General features: G+C 43.5%; 16 protein-coding genes. 7 read left to right on the top strand and 9 right to left on the bottom strand.

The window, feature by feature from the left end:
- Positions 1 to 41: 41 nt before the first annotated feature.
- Positions 42 to 2,084: a hypothetical protein gene (locus PAP_RS08860; protein WP_048165665.1), complete on the top strand. Its 2,043-nt coding sequence runs from the start codon at positions 42 to 44 to the stop codon at positions 2,082 to 2,084.
- Here PAP_RS08860 and PAP_RS08865 read toward each other — a convergent pair.
- Together PAP_RS08865 and PAP_RS08870 are read right to left on the bottom strand one after the other, a co-directional pair.
- Entirely contained in the window at positions 2,057 to 3,976 is a 1,920-nt protein-coding gene (locus tag PAP_RS08865; protein WP_048165666.1) for a GNAT family N-acetyltransferase, read from the bottom strand. The genes PAP_RS08860 and PAP_RS08865 overlap by 28 nt on opposite strands.
- Positions 3,977 to 4,009: 33 nt before the next feature.
- On the bottom strand, positions 4,010 to 5,143 hold the full coding sequence (locus PAP_RS08870) for a 50S ribosomal protein L11 methyltransferase (RefSeq protein WP_084177555.1): 1,134 nt from the start codon (positions 5,141 to 5,143) through the stop codon (positions 4,010 to 4,012).
- A 103-nt stretch (positions 5,144 to 5,246) separates the two neighbouring features.
- On the opposite strand from PAP_RS08870, the gene PAP_RS08875 reads away from it, so the two are divergent.
- The 4 genes from PAP_RS08875 to PAP_RS08890 are packed head-to-tail and all read left to right on the top strand — an operon-like array spanning position 5,247 to position 7,188.
- On the top strand, positions 5,247 to 5,837 hold the full coding sequence (locus PAP_RS08875; RefSeq protein WP_048165668.1) for an exosome complex RNA-binding protein Csl4: 591 nt from the start codon (positions 5,247 to 5,249) through the stop codon (positions 5,835 to 5,837).
- Positions 5,838 to 5,840: 3 nt separating this feature from the next.
- Positions 5,841 to 6,473, top strand: a complete 633-nt coding sequence (locus tag PAP_RS08880) for a DUF2067 family protein (protein ID WP_048165669.1) — start codon at positions 5,841 to 5,843, stop codon at positions 6,471 to 6,473.
- The gene (locus PAP_RS08885) at positions 6,463 to 6,750 is read left to right on the top strand and encodes a DNA-directed RNA polymerase subunit L (RefSeq protein WP_048165670.1); all 288 of its coding nucleotides are present in this window, start codon (positions 6,463 to 6,465) and stop codon (positions 6,748 to 6,750) included. The genes PAP_RS08880 and PAP_RS08885 overlap by 11 nt, the downstream gene beginning before the upstream one ends.
- Before the next feature lie 51 nt (positions 6,751 to 6,801).
- Entirely contained in the window at positions 6,802 to 7,188 is a 387-nt protein-coding gene (locus PAP_RS08890) for a ribonuclease III family protein (protein ID WP_048166016.1), read from the top strand.
- Between the two features lie 3 nt (positions 7,189 to 7,191).
- On the opposite strand, the gene PAP_RS08895 is transcribed toward PAP_RS08890, so the two are convergent.
- The 3 genes from PAP_RS08895 to PAP_RS08905 form a co-directional block, all read right to left on the bottom strand.
- Positions 7,192 to 7,998: a sugar phosphate isomerase/epimerase family protein gene (locus PAP_RS08895; protein ID WP_048165671.1), complete on the bottom strand. Its 807-nt coding sequence runs from the start codon at positions 7,996 to 7,998 to the stop codon at positions 7,192 to 7,194.
- 43 nt (positions 7,999 to 8,041) lie between these two features.
- Positions 8,042 to 9,523: a TrkH family potassium uptake protein gene (locus tag PAP_RS08900; RefSeq protein ID WP_048165672.1), complete on the bottom strand. Its 1,482-nt coding sequence runs from the start codon at positions 9,521 to 9,523 to the stop codon at positions 8,042 to 8,044.
- Between the two features lie 91 nt (positions 9,524 to 9,614).
- Complete coding sequence (locus PAP_RS08905; protein ID WP_048165673.1) at positions 9,615 to 9,848, bottom strand: hypothetical protein; 234 nt, start codon at positions 9,846 to 9,848, stop codon at positions 9,615 to 9,617.
- Between the two features lie 108 nt (positions 9,849 to 9,956).
- Between PAP_RS08905 and PAP_RS10365 the strand changes: the two genes are divergently transcribed.
- Both PAP_RS10365 and PAP_RS08910 read left to right on the top strand, forming a co-directional pair.
- Complete coding sequence (locus PAP_RS10365; protein WP_201769532.1) at positions 9,957 to 10,241, top strand: SWIM zinc finger family protein; 285 nt, start codon at positions 9,957 to 9,959, stop codon at positions 10,239 to 10,241.
- Positions 10,195 to 11,760, top strand: a complete 1,566-nt coding sequence (locus PAP_RS08910; RefSeq protein WP_236626987.1) for an alpha-amylase family glycosyl hydrolase — start codon at positions 10,195 to 10,197, stop codon at positions 11,758 to 11,760. The genes PAP_RS10365 and PAP_RS08910 overlap by 47 nt, the downstream gene beginning before the upstream one ends.
- Here the strand turns inward: PAP_RS08910 and truD are convergent.
- The 4 genes from truD to aspS form a co-directional block, all read right to left on the bottom strand.
- Entirely contained in the window at positions 11,754 to 13,031 is a 1,278-nt protein-coding gene (truD, locus tag PAP_RS08915) for a tRNA pseudouridine(13) synthase TruD (protein WP_048165674.1), read from the bottom strand. The genes PAP_RS08910 and truD overlap by 7 nt on opposite strands.
- Before the next feature lie 8 nt (positions 13,032 to 13,039).
- Complete coding sequence (gene pth2, locus PAP_RS08920) at positions 13,040 to 13,396, bottom strand: peptidyl-tRNA hydrolase Pth2 (protein WP_048165675.1); 357 nt, start codon at positions 13,394 to 13,396, stop codon at positions 13,040 to 13,042.
- 53 nt (positions 13,397 to 13,449) lie between these two features.
- Positions 13,450 to 15,501 carry a COG1361 family protein gene (locus tag PAP_RS08925; protein WP_048165676.1) on the bottom strand — a complete coding sequence of 684 codons (2,052 nt, stop codon included), beginning with the start codon at positions 15,499 to 15,501 and terminating at the stop codon, positions 13,450 to 13,452.
- Between the two features lie 72 nt (positions 15,502 to 15,573).
- Positions 15,574 to 16,890 carry an aspartate--tRNA(Asn) ligase gene (aspS, locus tag PAP_RS08930; RefSeq protein WP_048165677.1) on the bottom strand — a complete coding sequence of 439 codons (1,317 nt, stop codon included), beginning with the start codon at positions 16,888 to 16,890 and terminating at the stop codon, positions 15,574 to 15,576.

Below are 16,890 nucleotides of genomic sequence, written 5' to 3' on the forward strand. Positions count from 1 at the left end.
TTAAATATATCCTAAGCGTAAAGTAATATCAGGTGAACGGTATGAAGAAAATAGGCCTAATTTTATCAGTGCTCTTATTATTTTCGTTATTGAGTGTGAGATTAGCTGCGGGAGCGGTATTTATAGAGAATCCACAGCCTCCGATAGTCCTCTTGGGAACACCATATCCCAAATACCTCTCTATCGCCCCCAATGAAAGCTTTACAGTGTACTTTTATATTGTCGAAGACCTAGATATAGCCGATGTAAAAGCATATTACAGGGTGAACAATGGCGAATGGATTTTCAGATATCCAAACCAAGCCCCTGTGAGTGAGAATAGAAAGGTTTATGACTCTCTTTTTGGACGCTTTACAACCACAAACATAACTTTACGGACTTTCTTTGGAAAGATAGAAATACCCCCACAAAGCCCAGGTTCAAAAGTGGAGTTTAAAGTGGTCGTAGAAGATGTGGAAGGCCATGTAGTTGAGAGCCAAACAGGTGTTTATTTCGTCTCAAACCCGGAGGGGGTTAAAGTCTTAATAGTCGACCCCAGCGTAAAGACGAGGCTCCTATTGAACAACTTAGAGAACATAGAAACCATGGTAAACGCAACTAAAAAGGGATATCCTTATGATCTGAGCGATTTTGAGGATATAATAAAAGATCTAAAGCCAGTAAAAGAATATCAAGACCTTTTCCCAGAGCATCACTGGGAGTTTTTAGGAGAAAGGTATAACATAGTCATAGTGAGTCCAGAAGAGTTTGGGAGTGCATTGGAGGAGTTCAAGCCAAAAGTGGTTATTTTATCAAACCTGTGGATGAAGGAGTGGGCTATTTCTCAGGGAGACATTAAAAAGCTGATTGACTACTTAAGAGAAAACAACGGGGGTTTAATAGTTACCCATGGGACGCTCTACGATGGAGTGGCAAATATAAACGGCACGTTAGAGTTTTTAGGGCCGAACCACATTGGAACTCTTGAAAACCCCAGTGAAGGGCTAGCATTTGCTCTGGGACTTTACATGCTGCCTGTTCTTGAGGAGATGAAGTCTAAAGCATTAGAGACAGGAAAAGGAGGTATCACTGAAATACCCACAGTACAATCATTTTTAACCTCAAAAGGGAAGCTCACCGTGAGGAATTTAAACATCATAAAAAGCCACTCTTCACTCGACTATTCGTCTAATGAGACATACAGTGAATTTGGATGGCAGTACATACTCCCAGAGACGAGTTTAAGCTTTGCAAAGCCCAAAATTAGAACACTAAAAGAAGACACGAAAAAGAGCTTATCAAAACTGGCAGCTCTGCAAGACGCTAAATTTGGAGGCTCAGCATACTTAAAGGCTCTCTACGCATTAGACTTCCCGTTAATAGACGCAGTTCAAAAAATGAAAGTAGAAGACGATAAGGTAATACTAACTGTTGCCACAGATGAGATAACGCTGAATCTAAATCAAGGGACACTCGAAAAAGTGAGGCTCCTAAAAGCCATAAACAGAGATTTGGTTGATATAAGCGCACTCTCAAGTGACTACATGCTTTCTATAATAACTAAAGACGAAAAAGCAAGGGGCGACGGCATAAGAAGTGTATACATCTCATTCAACATTGAAGCTGGAGGCAAAGAGGAGTTTGATATCCTAGGAGATTTAGTAGAGTGGGCATCACAGTTCCACCCAGTTCAAACATTCGCTCCAATAGTGCAGGCCACAATACTCTCAAATGACATCGATTGGAACATAAAGGGCAAAGAGTTACAGAATAGACTCGAATCAATGGGTGCAATAGCTAAGAGAGTCACTGCAGGAGAGTTCGAAAGCTACAAAGGCTCGAGGTTAATATTCATTTTAGGCGGACCAAAGGCCTATGACGGCGTTGGTGACTACGTAAAGCAGGTGTTGAGTGAGGAAGAGCAGGAGAGAGTAATAAAGGGAGAGCAGAGCATATTCATAAAGAGGAATGTTTGGGCAGAGGGACAGATAGTGATAGTAATAGCCGGACAGGGAAGAACAGAAACAGGAATGAAAGTTGGGCTCTATGAAAGCGGCCTTGACCACGAGTATATGAACTACTTGGCCGACTTTTTGGTCGGCTGAGCTTTCTCCTCTATTTTTGCCGTCCCATAGCCCACAAAGAGCACTTTATCAGGGTCTAAAGCCTTAACTACCTCTGGTCTGTGGGTTATTATTAAAGCCGTTATGCCCGCATCTCTTATTATTTCCCCCACTTTCTTGGCAACGCGCATTGCCGTTAGCGTGTCAAGATGCGCGGCAAACTCATCCATCAACAACAAATTGGGCTTCTCCGCTAAAAGTGATGCTATTTTAGCTCTCTCCTTCTGGCCAGTCGAAAGCTCACTAAACTTTGCCCTATACAAAACAGCGTCGCTCAGTCCAGAGCGGTTTAAGATTTCCACGGAGGCGTTTAAGTCCCCAAGCTTCCTGTAGACGTTCTCCAAAATGCTCTCGCTTCCAAAGTCCGGCTCAAACTCCGAAGGTATTAAAACCGACACTTTGGCATTTTCTGGAACTTCGATCTCCCCATTTGTAGGCCTATACTTTTCTTCCCAATATCCTCTCGCTGCCCCCAATATAAGCCTGAGTAAAGTGGTTTTACCAGCCCCACTAGCCCCAACAACTACTACAAGCTCCTTAGGTTTAATCTCAAAGTTTAGGCCCCTCAAAACCTGCCTCTGGATTATCCTGTGTCTAACCCCAAAGGCCTCTAAAAGGGACTTTATTTCCTCGGGGAGGCCATTAATATTTAGCTCACTCTCAAAGACCTTGCTAACGTTTTTGAAAACTATCGGGCCGTTTAAAGGCTCAACCTTTCCATAGCTCGGCCTCCACAGACGGCCGTCCTTAGGAGCGTGTGGATCTTCCCTCAAAAATCTCTCAATGTACTCTTGAGCCTCTTTTGTTAGAGGATAGCAGAGCACTGGCCTTCCGCTTGCAGTCTCCCAGAGGAACTTAAATCCAACTTTTTCAAAAAATGGGTTGTAACGAGCCATTTGGGCTATGGTTTCTACGAGGTGCTTCCTTTTTCTCATTTCTGGAATTCTTCTCTCTTTAATCCACTCCAAAGCAGATTTAACACTTAATTGACCCAATCCATCGCTCCTGTAGTCAGGATGGACGACCACTCTTGCAATTCTCGCCCCAGCGGTGTCGCTTTCCCTCAAAGCCTGCCACTTAGCTTTCTCCCACAATAAACTCCTCGCAACTTTCTTAGAGTGCTTTTGCTTAAGCCCATCATAGAACTCCCTCATAATGCGTTCAGGCCAAAAAGCTGGATGAAACCAATCCTCAGGGAAGACTCTCTCACGTATGTTCTTTTCGATTTCTCCATTAGGCAATCTCCTATGCATCAGCGGAATTGGCGGGTCGACTCTAACATAAGCCAAAACCCTCGGCTCATACTCCTCCCTATTTTCAAGCTCCAAGATTAGGAATCGAGAAGCCGGAGTAGAGCCTTTAATTTCAAGGATGTGGGTTTCACTTCCACACTTTGGACAGCTCTGCTTTGTGTTGGCCTCAAAAATATGTCCACAGCTTTCACAGCGCCACAAAGCCACCTTTTCCTTTTGAGATGCATAGTGGTACTGTTCAAGCTCAGCTATAGCCTCAAAGTCGCTTTCATAGGTTGCCTCCCTCGCTTTAATCTTATACGTGTAGAGCAGCTCGCCGGTGAGGGGTGAGAAGCGCTTTGCTTCGTACTCTGTCTCCCATAGGGGCCATACCTTTATCTTCTCCCCATCGTAGAACTTGTAAAGCTCATAATCATCAAAGTCAAAGACTTTTTCACCATTCTTTTCTTTTGGTTCGGTTTTAGGGTATATCTCCACTTCATCACCCGTAACGAACCACTGGGCAACGCCGCTCATGTAGAGCTTGTAAATCTCACCCTTAATATCCACTTCAAGAATACCAAACCATCGGTGCTTAAATCGGGGAAGCTCGCTTCCCACAACTTTGCCCCTAAGAATCACATGCACCACCGAAAGAATTAGGAAGAAGAAATATTAAAACCCTTCGGCCACTATTGCTCTATCCTTAAATTGGAAGACGTAAGCTCTCTTTTCACCCATCAAGCCGTTTTCAACGCGGCGCTTAAAGCTCCAGTATTCTCTATCGGGTATGCTCATCCTAAGCGTGACCTTTCCAAACCCTTCTTTCTTGAGGAAATCGTTTATGCGCAGAGGATGGAAAGGTATAACCCCCACAACCACATAACATCTCTTGAAGTACTCGCTCCTAATCTCCTCATCGCTCGTTGCCAAAACCCTCCTCTTCTCGCGCATGAGCATCTCCAAACTCCCATCAACTTTGTGGAAAAGCTCGTTTATAATGTCAGCGTAGTCTATGCTCTGTGGAACCTCGTATAAATAGCGCTTTGGTTTTTCGCTCCACTCAACGATATTTTCTAAGCTTGAGTCACTCTCTAGGCGCACACCCTTTGGGAGTAGCACAGCACTTCTCTCTGCTTTTGCCAATGGCTCAAAGTAGAAAGTCAAACGGTTGAGCTTGCCGTATAAGTCGATATACTCAAACTCACCCTTCCAAGGAATTCTCTCGCGCCTTATTTGAGGAGGCAGGTCAAAGATGAAGGAATCAGTCTTATGCTTGTAAGCGTCATAAACAGCAAGTGGGCTCGGCAAGAGATCCTCTAAGCGACGTTCAGGCATCTCCGGAGGACGGGCAGGGTCAGAAAAAATTATATCCGCATCCACTTGATTAACAACCTCTTCACTTAAGCTGTCTCCGCGGATGAATGTTATCCTATCCTTAACTCCATACTTCTCGGCGTTTTTCATGGCGTAGAAGAGTTTTCTTTCATCTATATCTATTGCGTAGGCCTCTTCAGCGTATTTAGCATAGAAAATTAGTTGAATTCCAATGCCGCAGCTCACATCGGCTATGCTCTTTGGTTTTAGCCGCTTAGCTCTATAATCAGCCACAACCTCATGAGTAGCGTATCGTAAGCCGTTTAAATCCATCCAAAGATCATCACGTGAAAACTTGTCCTTCGCCCTAATCCTAGCTCTCGCTATCTCAATTATCTCATCAGCGTTCTCCTTTGGAAGTCTCGCTCGAATCTTCCTTTCATCCCACCCTTTTCTAATGAGTTCAACGGCTAATCTTATTTGCTCTTCCACTTCGCTCACCACCCTAAGGTATTCCTAAAGAGTTTTAAAAATAATGCTTAAACATAAATAAATTTAAAAGTGAAATCCATAAACCATTTCTGAGGTGGAGGTAGTGGAAGAAAAAAAACGCGTAAAAGAAGGAGAGTTTGTTCTACCCGGCGATTATCTCGGAGTCATAGAAGAATTTCTGCCTGGTGAGGGAGTTATTGAAGAAAATGGTGAGCTTTACGCTATAAGACCTGGAAATATTAGGATAAACTTAGAGAAAATGGAAATAAGCATCGAACCTGCCACCGATACACCTCCAGTTCCAAAAGTTGGAGATGTTTTGCTGGTCAAAGTTATAGAGGTAAAGCCCCAAGCAGCTATAGTCCAAATCCTGAGGATAGAAGGTAGGGAAGATTATAGAGATTTAGCAACATCAAAGCTCGCTGGAATTCATGTATCTCAAGTTAGAAACGGCTACGTTGAGGATATGAGTAATGAGTTTAGGATAGGCGACATCGTAAGAGCAAAAGTCATAAGCGCTGAAAAAAGCCCAATACAGTTAACTACAAGAGAGCCCAGCTTGGGGGTGGTATTCGCCCTGTGCATCAAGTGCAGGAGTCCACTGGTCAGAAAAGGAAACCAGCTGATATGTCCAAGATGCGGAAGTGTTGAGACAAGAAAGATCTCTACATTCTACAGGAAAATAAAGGTGTAGCAAATGAAAGCCGGAAAAAAAGTAATAGTTATTCATGTTAAGGACGATATTGAGAAAGAGGAACTGATGAAGGAGATTCAAAGGCTAAACTTACCTGCTTTTATCTACGTCCACGGAAAGCTAAACTCACTCAAAATAAATATTCAAGGGACGAAAGATGAAATTAGGGAGGCCATGCACAAGATCAGGGACATCCAAAAGAGAGTTCATGCAAGGCTCTATACAGGTAAAAAAGGCCTCTACGAATACACTTTGGAAGATATTTTTAGGGGCTCTCAAATCACGGTGGCAGCCCCAATCCTCTTAAAAGCTCTCGAGCTTATAGGTGAGAAAGTGAGCTTCGATGGAGAAAAGCTTAAAACCTCACTCCCATGGGAGGACATTGTTCAGCTATCAAGAAAGCTCGGCGATGCTCTATCGCAAATTGCACTCCAAACTACAAGGCAGATAAGAGAAGTCGCGATTCCTGTGGCTGTTGCATACAATCTAGACGCCGAGGAAGTTTTGGATAAGTTGGTTGAGCTTGGTTTAGCCGAGTTTAAAGAGGATAAGTTTAAATACGAACTCATCAAGAATAAGGAGCAAGCTTTAGAAGAGCTCATTAAAAGTCTGGAGGGTGAAGAAGATGAAAATTGAGATCATAAAGAAGGAAGAAAACTTGTTAGAGTTTTACTTGGAGGGTGAGGATCACACATTCGCTAATCTGCTCGTTGAAACACTTCACAAGAACAAACACGTCATCTTCGCCGCTTACACCATAGAGCACCCAATCCTAATGGCGAGAAAACCAAAGTTTAGGGTTAAAACCGACGGAAAAGTGACACCTGAAGAGGCTTTAGAAAAAGCCGCTCAAGATATTTTCGATACCACCAAGAAGGTCTTAGATAAGTGGGAAGCAACTGTTAAGGAATGATCTCTATTTTTTATGAATTTTAATGTATTCTACAATCTTGGAGTTGTTGCTATGAGGTACTCAAAAGACTTCACAGATAAAAACCTATCAAAGCTTGGAGATTCTTTGGCCAACTTTATTTACTCCTTAGCCCTAAGCGACTATTTAGACAAACCCAGCGGAGGGAGAGTCCCAAACGCTTCCCTAACTGTGGCAATGGACAGGGCAAAGCTCCACAAGTACATACCTCCCAGAACGGATAAGCACGGCAAAGGAGATATAGCTGAAGCCATAATCGCCTATGCCTGGCTGGAAAAGGCAATAACCATAGAAGAAGCTGTTGAAATAGTCAGAAACAGCTTTACGGAAGATGTACTCCATGCTACAAGGAAGAAAGAAGCTATAGGAATCGCTTTTGGCGAGCTCCTAAAAGTGATAAAAGAAAGACTGAAGCTTTAGCCCTCAGAGATTTCTTAAGGTTTCGATGAGGAGCTGCTTGTTCGGGAGCTTTGCGAACTTCTCAGGGTCTTTCACTTTAAGGAGCATTGGAACGTCGCCAAAGAGCTTCAAGAGCTTTCCAAAGGGTACTTTGCCATCCCCTGGAAGCAAATGAAGATCGCCAACACCATAAGCCAATGCATCTACAGGCTCAACCTGAGGACTAAGCTTTCCAAAGTTGTCGTGGATCAGCAGGAGAATCGTCTTGTCAACTCCTATTTTCACGTCCTCTAAAAACTTATCATCGTCCCCTTGAGCGCTTAGAAAAGCATGCCCCACATCCAAAGCAAAGCCAACATTGTCTTTATTGACATTTTCAACAACGTAGAGCGTATCCTTTACGCTGAAAGTGTTCTCCAATGCTAGCTTAATTCCAAACTTTCCAGCAATATTTGCAAGCTCTTGGAGAGCCTCTATCTCTAAGTCGAGCCTTCCTGTCTTTCCACTCTGCATTACGATTATTTTTGCGCCTAGTTTTATTGCAACATCCACAATGGCCTTCGCAACTTTAAAATGCCTCGAATAGTAGATGTGATCCCTCAAGTTCACGGACATAGGCATTCTAACAGTGTATTCTATGCCAACTCCTTTCAGAGTGGTCTCTATATTTCTAAGCTTGTTCTCAACAACTTCCCCATTCTTTATTAAGCCCAAACTGTGAGGAAATATCTCAACGAAGTCATAGTCCTTTATCTTAATATCAGCCAGCACTGAAGCTAAAGTTTTGTCCCTGTTAACAAATGGTGGGTAGATACTTACTCCTACTCTCATCTTTTAACACCTAACCTTTATTCATCCATCCCATATAAAAAGATTAATCCCTCGAAAATATTGAGGCAAATGTCATTGCAATGCTGACTAAAAACACCAGTGTGGAGAATATCTCAAGCCTTCCAATCCACATGTGGAGTATTAAAAGTATTTTAGCATCGATAGGCAAGAGAGGGGAGGTTATGCCAACGCTTAAACCCACGTTTCCTTGAGCTGATGCAACTTCAAAAAACGCATCCGCCAAGCCCACGTTGAGCCTAAGCATGAGTGCAACTGTCCCAAATATTAGGAGAGCAATGTAAGTCATTGTGAAACCTAAAACTTCCTGGATTTCTGCTTCAGAGAAGAGGTAGCCCCCGACTTTTCTCTTTATAATTGCTCCTTTGGGGAGAATGGACTCTTGTATGGTCCATTTTAAACTCTCATACATAAGTGTGATTCTAATAAGCTTTATTCCTCCGGCGGTACTACCTGCTCCACCACCAATAGCCATTAAAAAGGCTATCAGGAACTTGGCGAGCTCGGGATACTTACTCAAATCGGCTATTCCAAACCCGGTGCACGTTACAGCTGAAACAGCATGGAATATAGCCTGCCTAAAAGAAGCTCCAATTGACCGGGTCACTCCAAATAGGGTGTATGCTATTAGGGATATTGCAATGAAGAGGAACATGAACATATACCTTACTTGAATATCCTCAAAGAAGGGCTTTAATGAGCGCTCCTTAAATAGCTTGTAATGAACCGTAAAGTTAACAGCACCCATTATCATCAAAAATATGGTGATTGCTTCTATGCTCAAGCTGTTGAAGTATCCAATGCTTAAGTCATGGGAGCTCATACCACCGGTTCCAAGGCCCGTCATTGAGTGTATGGTAGCATCGAAGAGGCCCATTCCATTTATGTAGTAGAGATAAACACCAAGGAGTGTTAACACGAAGTAGATCTCAAAGATAATCTTTGAAGTGTTGACCAAGTTGGGAAGGATCCTCTCGCTCCTTGCTTCAGCCCTATAAAGACGAGCAGCTGCAACACCGGGGTGTATTAAGATCGTTAATGCAACCAAGACTATACCAATTCCCCCCAACCACTGCATCCACGCTCTCCAAAAGAGCAGGATATGAGGATAGCTCTCAAGATTGCTCATCATGGTTAAGCCAGTACCAGTCCAAGCGGACATTCCCTCAAACCAAGAGTCCACAAAGGGCATTTTAGCTATCGCCATGAACGGAACGACACTTATAAGCGAAGCTATAAGCCAAACGAATGCAGAAGAAATCATGGCCTGCCTTAAGTTTATGTCTTCTATTTGATTAGAGTGCCTTCCAAGCCAAGCACCTGTTAAAATGCTTAAGACACCGGGGATGATAAAATAGAAGATGTAATTAATCTCATTTGGGTATGCCCAAGCTATTAGAGCTGGGATTAAATAGGCCACACCTATACCCTGCAACAGTGAGCCAATTAGGTTTTTAACTACAAAAAGGTCGCTGGAGATGGCTATGAACCTTCTGACTTTAAACATTCACCCACCAAAAGGTATAGACCTGATTAACAAATAAAAAGTTTGCCATTACCTCTTAGGGACACTCAAACAAAAAAAGAGCTTAATGAACTTAAAGTTTCCTTAGCAGGATCTCAAAAGCTTTATCTTCTTTTATAACCTCTAAAATTAGGCTCTTTTCATAATCGACAAATCGTGTAGCTTTGAGTGTGTAACCTGTTTCTTTTAGATGAGCCACGATATCTAAGCCAAGTTCACCGAATATTTCTGCTGACAGGGTTGCAAAACCCGGTTCTTTAATTCCTAACTCCTCGTGGTATCTCCTTGCAAGCTCAAACACATCCATATCCATCCCTCCAATAGTCTTTCTCTTTTAAGAGATTTATACGTTTCGCTCAGTGAATGGATAAAACTTAAAAAGATTTGAATTTTACTCAAATATGTGGTGATAACTGTGAAGAAGGCAAAGGTCAGGGGAGAGAAGTATTACAAGGAGGGCAGGGTTCTGTGGGTGCTCAAGTACAAAAATATACTGTTCTCAAAAGTTTTGGGGACGTATCCTTACTACGTAAGAATAGATTTGGAACAGAGAGAAGGAAGGTGTACATGCCCATTAGGGGAAGACTGCAAGCATGTTCACGCGACTTTAAAGGCGCTTCGAAGATGGTTTTTACATCGAGACTTTAAACCCTTTGGCGGAACTCAGCCCACAGGCTGTTGTAGACGAGTTCTTCCTTAAAAATCCCGAGTTTGGACTGGATGTTACATTAAAGGAGCTTGAATATGAGCTGGACAACGACGAAAGCGGGAGTGAAGTAGCGAGGCTCTTTAGAAAGGCCGCTTATCTTGCTGAGCACTATCCCAATGAAGAGAGGCTTAATGAGCTCCTTAAGCTCTTCGATGAGTTCAAAAGGCTTTTTGGAGAGTGGAAGCTTGCGGAGTGTATTTTCAGAAGAGTTGGAGAAGAGGTTATAAATCCAAAGTCATATTCACTAACGGTGATATACATGGACCCAACCGGGCTCAGGAAAACCGTCATTTATGAGGTCTTTCCCCGGAACCATACGGAAGAAGGAACGCTAAAGGCACTAAGTAATGATTTGGAGAGGATTAAAAACTTAGGAGTGGACTATATCTGGCTAATGCCCATCTATCCAATAGGTGAAGAAGGGAGAAAAGGGACTTACGGCTCCCCTTATGCGATTAAAGACTACCGCTCAATAAACCCAGAGCTCGGAAGCTTTGATGACTTCAAAGCATTCGTTGATAAAGCCCACTCCATGGGGCTCAAAGTAATGATTGACATCGTATACAACCACACCTCAAGGGATTCCATCCTACTAAAGGAACATCCGGAGTGGTTTTTGCACGAGAAGGGCAGGCCTTCAAGAAAAGTGCCCGAGTGGAGCGATATTTATGACTTGGATTACTCAAAGAAGGAGCTGTGGGAGTACCAAATCGAGACCCTAAAGTTTTGGGCGCGCTATGTGGACGGCTTTAGGTGCGATGTAGCTCCATTAGTACCCCTCGAATTTTGGAAGAGGGCTAAGGAAGAGGTAGCAAAGGTTAAGAAAAATGTAGTCTGGCTCGCTGAGACCGTACATCCCTCTTTTGTGAAGTGGCTCAGGGACAGGGGCTTTAAGTGTCATTCCGACCCAGAGATGCATCAAGCTTTTGAGATAACCTATGATTACGACGGTAGGGAAAGGCTCGAAGCGTATCTAAGGGGAGAGAAGTCCCTAAGCCACTACATAGACTACCTATACATTCAAGATACGCTCTATCCCGCTGAATATGTAAAGCTCCGCTTTTTGGAGAACCACGACATCCCAAGAGCGGCTTCACTGTTCAAAGACGAACTCCGCTTAAAGAACTGGACAGCCTTTACATTCATGCTCAAAGGCGCTATGCTAATCTATGCCGGGCAGGAATACGCGATAGAAAAACAGCCGAGCCTCTTTGAGAGAGACCCAGTTGACTGGGAGAGCGGCGATGAAAGATTCAGCAAATTCATAAAGCAGTTAATAACGGTTAAGAAGCGTTTAGAGTGCGATAAGCAGAGGGTCTATTTAGCAAAGGAGGGCGTAGCTGTCGTAGAGTGCAGCAACGCTGTGGGAATCTTCAACTTGGAAGGAAAGGTTGGGAACATAAAGCTCGAGGTGAAAGGAAAAGACCTGCTGAGCGGCAAAAGAGTGAAAAGCAAAAAAGGAACGCTCGAGATAGGCTTTGAGCCCCTAATAATACTCCGCCCTCAGTAGTCTTTCATTATTTCCCTGAGCACGCTGGTGGCGTAAACGCCCCTCGGCAGGAAGAACTTGAAAGCCATTGCTTCTTCATCTTTTATGGCGCGGTATTTGAATTCCTTCGGCTTTATTAGGAGTTCCCTCCTCCCCCCAGGCTCAGAAAGAATTTTTAGAGCTTTCATTTTGAACATCTCTAATGTAAGACCTTCCTCCTCCAAAATCTCCTTCTCAATTTTTCCCATTTCGCCATCAGCTAAGCGCGTTTGGAAGCCAAAGAGCGGGCCCGTAACCATAGCCTCGCCCTTCCTTATCTTCTCATTCACAAAATCGAGAGTCCCCTTAGTGACCCTATAAGTGCGCGTCCTTAAGGGAATGCCGTACTTCACCTGACATACCACATCTCCAACTAAAGCCTCTTTAAGGGGTAAACCTTCTTCAATGCGCCTCGATAGGGCTTTGTTAAAGAGGTAGGACTGATATGAATGGATAAACAGGCGCACAATTGGCCTTGGGAGAGTAGCAAAAGCCTTCTTCCAGCTTTTTGTCTCTCTATACCTGTAAAGCATTGCCCTCTCATAGCGTAGAAACTTCGGAAAGCTCTCTAAGGCTTTATCAACATCGCCGCTCTCTAAAAACTCCTTTCTCGCATCATCCCCAAGCATATCACCGCTGTATTCGCCCAAAAACTTCATGGCTGCATCTTCAAACTTCCCCTCCAGCAAAAGGCGGCCCACTTCGTGGTTAATAACCCTCCTCTCTCCAAACCTCTGATAGCCGAAGTAGTTAGGAAATCCACCTTTAGCCTTAATCTCTTTGATAACCGCCCTCGTTCTCTCTAAAGCCTCTTCAATAGGAACATTTAACTCTCTCACGATGATCGTAAACTTGTTCCCCCAAAGGGAGCCAAGCTTAAGCTTCTTTCCATATCCTACAAACTCGAGCTCTATATCCTGAATTTGAAGGCTATCCACTTTTTCCTTGAGCTCTTTCAAATTACCACCACATACGCTTATGTACTGGCTCGTCACCCCGTGCCTGTCCTTGGTTCCAGCGAAGCCTATGTCCTTGTAGTGAATCCCAATGCGCTTGGATATCTCCTTAACAGCAGCCATAGTGTCCCAATTCTTCTTTGTGAGCCTGTAAATCAGGCAGTTCTGCTTTTTAAAGACGCTCTTCGAAATAACCTCCTCGACTATAAAGTCCTCGGGCTTGGACTTTATGCGCCCTCCAATGCCAGGGGTTTTGCTTAAATGTTTAAATTGAGCAAAAAATTCTTTATAGTCCATAAAATCACCTACAAGAGCTTAAGATGCCCTGTAACTTTATCCACGAGTTCTTCGGGAGCTGGGCCTACTGCCAAACAAGTTACAGTACCGGGAGGAATTTCCGTTAAGCCTGCATCTCTAATTAGAGCATAAGGTAATCCCAAGGCTTTGGCTTTTTCCATCAACTCAAAGAGCTCGCGCTCACTCTCAACTTTTACAACAGCTTTCTTTTGTCCTTCATTGAACCAAGCGTTGAACCACTGGGGCTTCTCTTTAGACGCTCTAAAAGCCGCTGTAACCGCCCCATGGGCTACCTGAACAGCCAACTTGCCTTTGCTCAGCTTTAAGTCCTTCCTAATGACCATGATCTGCTTATATTTGAACATGACTCTCACCAAAAATAGCGGAAGAAAAAAGAGCTTAAAAAGTTTAAGAAAAGTCAGAGGTTGGTAACATCTTCGCTCTTTGGAGAGGTCTTTTGAATTTCCTCAGCCTTCTTTGGCAGACCGCCCTTTCTCCTCTTTCTCTTCTCAAGCTTTCTGCTTACTTCCTCGTACTTAGCTTTGTAGTTGTAGTAAGCCACTCCAAATCCAATTGTAGTTATGAGGAAGATTATTGCGAACACGGCCCACCAGTTGGTCTTTGCTGGCTCTGGGGGTATGTACTCTTGAGTGATATTCTTAATTTCCTCTGCAAGGGCAAGTCTCTCTTCATTGTCCAAGCTTGAGAGAGTGTCTTTTATGTAGGATGGAAGCTCATCCGGCTCTGGATAAACTTTAACAGGCTTCTCAACAATTTGTGGTGGGATTGAGTTTATGAGGACTAAGTTGGGGAACTCTTCCTGATGTTTGTTGCCCAATGGATCGTAGTACTCAAGGACAGCAGAGACTGTAAATATTCCCTCGCTTAAGACATTCACGACAGCTTTCTTTGGCATTGATTCTCCAGCCCTCAAGTCCCCTATGTAAATCTCATTTGGGCCCTCCAAGCCTTCAGGGAGCTCCAGTTTGAGTGTGGCATTTCTAATGAACATGAACTCTCTGTTTTCGCCTTTAGCTGAGATGTTAAAAGCAACACTTATTTGCTCTTCCTTGCTAAGGTTTACTTTGAAGTAGCCTTGTATCGGAGCTATTTGAATCTCTGGGAGAGCATATACTTTTAGCTGTCCGATTTCCTCGGATGTTACATTATTCGGGCCCCCAAACTCGTCATAGTACTCCAATATAAACTTGTCAATTGGATAAAAGCCGACTTGTGATGGCGTTAAGATATATGTAACGAGAGGATACTCGGAGAAGGCATCTACTTCTTTTACACTAATCTGTTCTGGATAGACCTCCTGCTTCAGCCCCTCTATCTTCGGTGGGTTTAGCTTTAATCCAAAAGCTTTTCCTTTCCCTTCGTTGACGAGCCTCAAGGTTATAAGGAGTTTATCTCCTAACATTATCTCTTTAGAGCTCGTATCAAGCAGGAGCTTAAGCTTGGCCTCTCTGCGGATTGGCTGAGCTTCAGCCTCTTTGGGAGCCCACACCTTAACAGTTAGCCTGTTGTAGTCGGTGTCGTAGGAATCCCTAGGAACCTCAACCTCAATGGGAGCCTTCTTGCTCTCGTAACTTTTCCCAGCTTTCACTTGGAATGTCTCTAAAGGTGTATTGCCTTTGAAGAGGGAGAAGCTTGAATACAATCCAACGGAGTTGAGCCTAAGCTTGTATGTGGTTGAGTTGTAGCTCACAGTCAATATCTCATCCTTATACATTATGTCATTGTACACCACAATTTCGGGGCTCGCAGTTGGAGTCTCTTCCTCTTGAGTTTGTGAGGATGCCCTTTTTATTGATGCAGTTGTTGTGGGATATTTGGGGATATACATATCAAATTCTGCGTAATCGTTTTTTACAGCATTAGTTACCTTAATGAAAACAAATGGATAATAAGAAATGTCGCTGTTAATTCTATAACTAAATCCTTGACCATCGTTCTCATCAATAGTTTTTGTATAGCTTATTCCGTTAACTGTTACCTTAAATGTGGCACTCGTATCGGTAACATCCACAAGCTTTATGGAGACCTTCCCGTTGAGGTATGTAGGCGTGTAGGTCGCTCCTTCCTCGAGCCGCTTCTCGGACTCAACCTTATTATCTAAAGGTGAGCCCACTTCAATATAAACCGTCTTTTTATAGGACATTAGGTACTCGAGGCTAACTCTAATCAAAGGATTAGTATCGCTTGGATAGAGATATTCACCACCAGCTGAGAGCACTGCGTTGGCTTTCTTCACACCATCCTCATAGATCTCAATAAACGCCTGTGTCCAATCAGGGCTGACATCAGCGAATTTTATTTCATACTTTCCAAAAACTATCGAATCCTTTAACCCTAGCTCCACAAGAGTCAAAGTTGCATAATCTGGTTTTTGGGCGGATTTAACGCTCGGAAAAAATGGGACTGCAAATAAAATCAATCCTATTAACATTATAGCCAGCTTCTTCATTCTTTTCTCCCCCATAATATTGTGTCAGCATTGTCAACTAAAAATTGTAAATGTTAAAAAGGTATAAAGGCCTTATGGTGTGAGCCTTTTTCTATCCCTCGGGAAAAGAATAACTTCTCTAATGTTCCCCAAGTTCAGCATCTGTTTGATTAAGCGCTCAGCACCAAGACCAAAACCGCCATGTGGAGGCATGCCATAACGGAAGGGCTTTAAATAGAATTCAAAGCTCTCTGGGTTTAGTCCTTTCTCTGCTATTTGAGCTTTTAAGACATCATATCTGTGCTCCCTCTGGCCGCCAGAGGTGATTTCAATTCCGCGGTATTCCAAATCGAAGGACTTTGAAATCTCAGGCTTGTCCTCATACTTCATTATGTAGAAGGGCTTTGCTTCGCTTGGATACTGGTATAAGAAGTATAGATCTTCGTTGTAGTTTTCCTTGATATACTGACCTAGAAGCTTCTCTCCTTCAGTGTCTATATCCTCTCCCCAAGGAATCTCCTTTCCAAGGTCGCTGAGGATTTCTAAAGCTTCAGTGTATGTAACGCGCCTAAAGGGAAGCTTTGGCTCCTCAAGCTCAAAGTCGAGTGTCTTGAGCTCTCTCTCGTTGTGCTCACGGATATAGTTAACTGTGTGGGCAACGAGCCTTTCAAGGAGGTTCATCACTTCTTCCTCACTCTCTATGAAGGCCATCTCCGCATCAATGCTCCAAGCTTCATTGAGGTGCCTCGTGGTATTGTGCTCCTCTGCTCTAAAGATTGGAGCGATTTCATAGACCCTGTCAAGACCAGAGGCCATTATCATTTGCTTGTAGAGCTGCGGTGACTGTGCCAGGAAAGCATCCTCTTCAAAGTACTTCATTGGAAAGAGCTCAGTTCCTCCTTCAGTTGCGGTGGCTATGATTTTAGGCGTGTGAACCTCAACAAAGCCCTCACTGTGGAAGAAGTCCCTTACCGCTTTAAAGACGCTTGAGCGTATCTTAAATATAGCCATTACTTCGGGCCTTCTCAAATCCATGAAGCGGTTGTCCAAGCGAGTGTCGAGCTCTGCTTTAATCTTTCCTGTTGGGTCAAGAGGGAGGGGGGTTTGAGCCCTGCTTAAGACTTCGAGCTTCTCAGGAAGTATCTCAAAGCCGAGCTTGGCCTTTGGGGTGAAGTTTACAATACCCTCAACGGCCACAACATCCTCGGCATTGAGCTTTGGAATCAGCTTGAAGAGCTCTTGGTCTACTTTTTTCTTCGGAGCTGTTACTTGAATTATACCCTCCCTATCTCGAATCCAAAGGAATTTGATTCCACCGAGATCCTTAACCTCATAAACCCAACCAGCCACTTTAACTTTCTGGCCGTTGAGTTCTTCAGTTATCTGGTTTGAATAATGGGTTCTATACAT

The sequence above is a fragment of the Palaeococcus pacificus DY20341 genome (assembly GCF_000725425.1).
Taxonomy (GTDB): Archaea; Methanobacteriota_B; Thermococci; order Thermococcales; family Thermococcaceae; genus Palaeococcus; species Palaeococcus pacificus.